The sequence below is a fragment of the Desulfobulbus alkaliphilus genome, from assembly GCF_016918545.1.
Classification (GTDB): Bacteria; Desulfobacterota; Desulfobulbia; order Desulfobulbales; family Desulfobulbaceae; genus Desulfobulbus; species Desulfobulbus alkaliphilus.
Window position 1 is genome coordinate 1 of the sequence record NZ_JAFFQC010000073.1, and the last position, 3,019, is coordinate 3,019.

Genomic DNA, 3,019 nt, shown 5'->3' on the forward strand with positions numbered 1-3,019 from the left:
GCCGGACGGATAACTCCGCCCTGAAAACAAGATTTTCGCCGGTTTTTCCGGTGAAAACAAGAGCACCGAGCATGAATCCTTTTTTTATGGAAGAAATCAGGCCGGGCTTAAACGAAATGGACGAAAATTAAAACGCTACCCCTTCAAAGCGGGAGCAGCTGACATTTAAACCCAATATATCTTGAAAATCGAGATAGTTTTTTTGCAAAAGAAGACATTAAACAACTGGAAGCAGACATTATCTATAATGGCAAGGTAGTAATTGAAAAGAGCATGTTTAGAAAAAAGATTGCAAGGCATAAGAACATTTCTCCAGGAAAGGAATGCCTACATTATATCTCAAAGTTCTATGATGTTGTCTTCCTTCCATTAAAAGACAAAACAAAACAAGAAGTACTTCACATAGAAAAGCAGTTGATTGATAAATATTTGCCTATATTCAATCTAAAATAGTAAAAATTTGCTAACCATCTACTTCACCGGACCCCGCAAACAGAGCGGGTCCGGTGAGTAGTCCGTTCGCTTCTAAAACGACAAACAGAATCCCCCTTGACAAAGTTAACCTACGTGTTAACAATTAAATATGACACGCGAGATTATATTTTATGAAACTGGAGCAGGAAGTTGTCCGGTCGAGGAGTTTTTGGAGTCATTGTCGCCGAAGCAGGCACAGAAGACAACATGGGTTTTGAGGTTAATAGAGGAATTACCGACCATACCATCGAGCTAATTGAAAAAGCTCGTTAATACCAACGAAATATGGGAGGTGAGAGTAGTAGTGGGAAACAACATATTCCGTCTACTCGGTTTTTTCGATGGCCCGAAGCTCATAGTCCTCAATCACGCATTCCAAAAGAAAACCCAAAAAACTCCTCCCCAGGCCATCAAGATCGCGGAAGCCAGAAAGAAGGATTATTTCGAGAGGAGGTAATAAAATGAAAACTCTAAAATCCTATATTGCCAAACGGAAGTCTAGTGATCCAGTATTCGCCAAGAGCTTCGAGTCCGGTTATAAAGAATTTAAAATAGGTGTAATGCTTAAAGTTGCGAGAGAAGAAGCCGGTTTAACACAGGAGCAACTCGCCCAAAAACTCAATACAAAAAAAACAGCCATTTCACGTATTGAGAATCACGCAGAAGATATCAAGTTGTCAACATTGGAGAAATTTGCACAAGCTCTTGGCAAAAGCCTACGCATAGAAGTAACTTAACAGCTTGAAATAATTATACCAAAAGCGAACAAAACGTTCCTACGGAAGCCGCAAAAAGCGCGGCTCCCGCAGAACTTCACGTTGGGCCCACAGATAGGACATCGTTAGAGCCGGACAATGGATAAAAGCTACCACTACCCGCCGGAGCTGACACAGCTTCTGATCGACACGATTCCCTTGCTGTGCCGGTCGAAGAACGACGTGCTCCTTTTCTTTCGGGGTGCGGGAACGGCTGAAGCGCTTATGGCCGACCTTCAGAGCAAGTTGGCCCGTGATCGGTCCAGCGTTAACAAGTACGAGTTGGCGAGAACAATTATTGAACGCCTCAATGCCAAAGGTGATTCGTGCCTCCGTCAACGCAGGGAGTTGCTCAAGCGCGTGGTCGAATTCGAAGATTTCTCGACCTGCTGGCCGAATGATCAACTTAAGGCTAAGGGGCTGGTTGGGGAAGTACGTCGGGTCATCAACGTCAAAGATTCCTTCACGCGTATCAATAAAGAGCGTGAGGCCGAACGGGAACAGCGCCTCCGAGAGGCTGCGGAGCAGCGGCAGCTGAAAGCCCGGAGACACGCGCAACTCGAAGAAGCGAAGGCCGATCTGTACGCGCTGTTCGCGCTTGAGGACAAGCCTCAGGAGCGAGGCATCCTGCTTGAGAAGGCAATCAACGGACTATTTTCGGCCTTTGGGATACTTGTCAAAGAAAACTTGTGCGGTCAGGGTTCGGGGTCGGACCAAATCAACTCGTTGAAGTTATGAGATAAAAATGAGAAATAACCCCTCAAAAATAGACTATAGACCGACTTTTGAGGGTAAAATCAGCACTTTGATCGATAGGGGTGAGGGTGAAATTCGGGGGGCATCATACTAAATTCCAACAATAGCATTCTGCGGGCAAGCCTCAGATGTTCTCGTTAGCAATATAAGGAAAGGAGGCACAGATGGTTCACCACGATTTTGACCGATCTGCATTTTCTGATCCAGCTACCGGCGGTTTTCGCTTCCCAAAGTATGCCAGCCATCCAGGCAGTTTGGTACGCATTACGGATCGCACGAAATACTCTTCCGAACTCTGGTCCGGCATGGGATACACAGCCGAAGAGAAACGGCGATATTAAGTCAGCAAGGAGAGGATGTAATGGCCTATAGTGAACACCTGTTCCTGGTCGGCGGGGCGATGCTTTTCATGTTCTTCCTCGTCAGCTTCATTTTTCAACGGCTCAAGCTTCCTTCCCTCCTGGCCTATATTTTTCTGGGAATAGCTTTTGCCGGCCTGCTCACCGGATCAGAGCTGGACATCATTGATCAAATCTCCAGAATCGGAATTGTCCTTCTATTTTTTCTCCTCGGACTTCATTTTCCACTGAACCGCCTGATTAACATCTCACGTCGGGTCTGGAAAGTCGGGGTCATGGACATCGGCTTCAATTTTGGCGGCAGCTTCCTCATCGCCTACCTGTTCGGGTTCGACCTGATGGCCGCCCTGGTCATCGGTGGCGTGGCCTACGCGACCAGTTCCTCCATAACAGTGAAAATGCTGGAGGACACGGGCCGGCTGAAAACACCCGAGGGAGAGTTCAAGCTCGCCCTGCTTATCTTTGAAGATCTCGCCGCCCCGGTAATGGTCTCTTTCCTGGTGGGCCTGAGCACCCATGGTGCCATTTCGGCCGGAGCCGTGGGTGTTAGGAGTCTAGTAAAAATAACTTGAACATTATGGGTTTTGTTTAGGGGCAATCTTGTAGTTCCACTCGCCGTGAAACTCATCACGAATGAGCGCGAGTTGTTCCATGTCTTTGTCGGGAACCTTAATA

The 3,019-nt window shown here is 46.9% G+C and carries 4 protein-coding genes; all 4 read left to right on the forward strand.

All coding sequences use genetic code 11. The annotated features are described in order from the left end of the window. The first annotated feature begins 730 nt into the window (after nucleotides 1-730). The 4 genes from JWG43_RS20370 to JWG43_RS17280 all read left to right on the forward strand — a co-directional run bounded on the left by JWG43_RS20370 (nucleotide 731) and on the right by JWG43_RS17280 (nucleotide 2,916). Nucleotides 731-931, forward strand: coding sequence for a type II toxin-antitoxin system RelE/ParE family toxin (locus JWG43_RS20370; protein ID WP_240193663.1), 201 nt, complete (start codon nucleotides 731-733; stop codon nucleotides 929-931). A 4-nt stretch (nucleotides 932-935) separates the two neighbouring features. Next, entirely contained in the window at nucleotides 936-1,211 is a 276-nt protein-coding gene (locus JWG43_RS17270; RefSeq protein WP_205244193.1) for a helix-turn-helix domain-containing protein, read from the forward strand. 117 nt (nucleotides 1,212-1,328) lie between these two features. Next, the gene (locus JWG43_RS17275) at nucleotides 1,329-1,967 is read left to right on the forward strand and encodes a hypothetical protein (protein WP_205244194.1); all 639 of its coding nucleotides are present in this window, start codon (nucleotides 1,329-1,331) and stop codon (nucleotides 1,965-1,967) included. Between the two features lie 379 nt (nucleotides 1,968-2,346). Continuing rightward, nucleotides 2,347-2,916, forward strand: a complete 570-nt coding sequence (locus JWG43_RS17280) for a cation:proton antiporter (RefSeq protein WP_240193664.1) — start codon at nucleotides 2,347-2,349, stop codon at nucleotides 2,914-2,916. The last annotated feature ends 103 nt before the right edge of the window (nucleotides 2,917-3,019 follow it).

Coding starts and splice junctions, on each gene's coding strand:
- JWG43_RS17275 (WP_205244194.1), top strand. CDS start 1,329: ATGGATAAAAGCTACCACTACCCGCCGGAGCTGACACAGCTTCTGATC.
- JWG43_RS17280 (WP_240193664.1), top strand. CDS start 2,347: ATGGCCTATAGTGAACACCTGTTCCTGGTCGGCGGGGCGATGCTTTTC.
- JWG43_RS17270 (WP_205244193.1), top strand. CDS start 936: ATGAAAACTCTAAAATCCTATATTGCCAAACGGAAGTCTAGTGATCCA.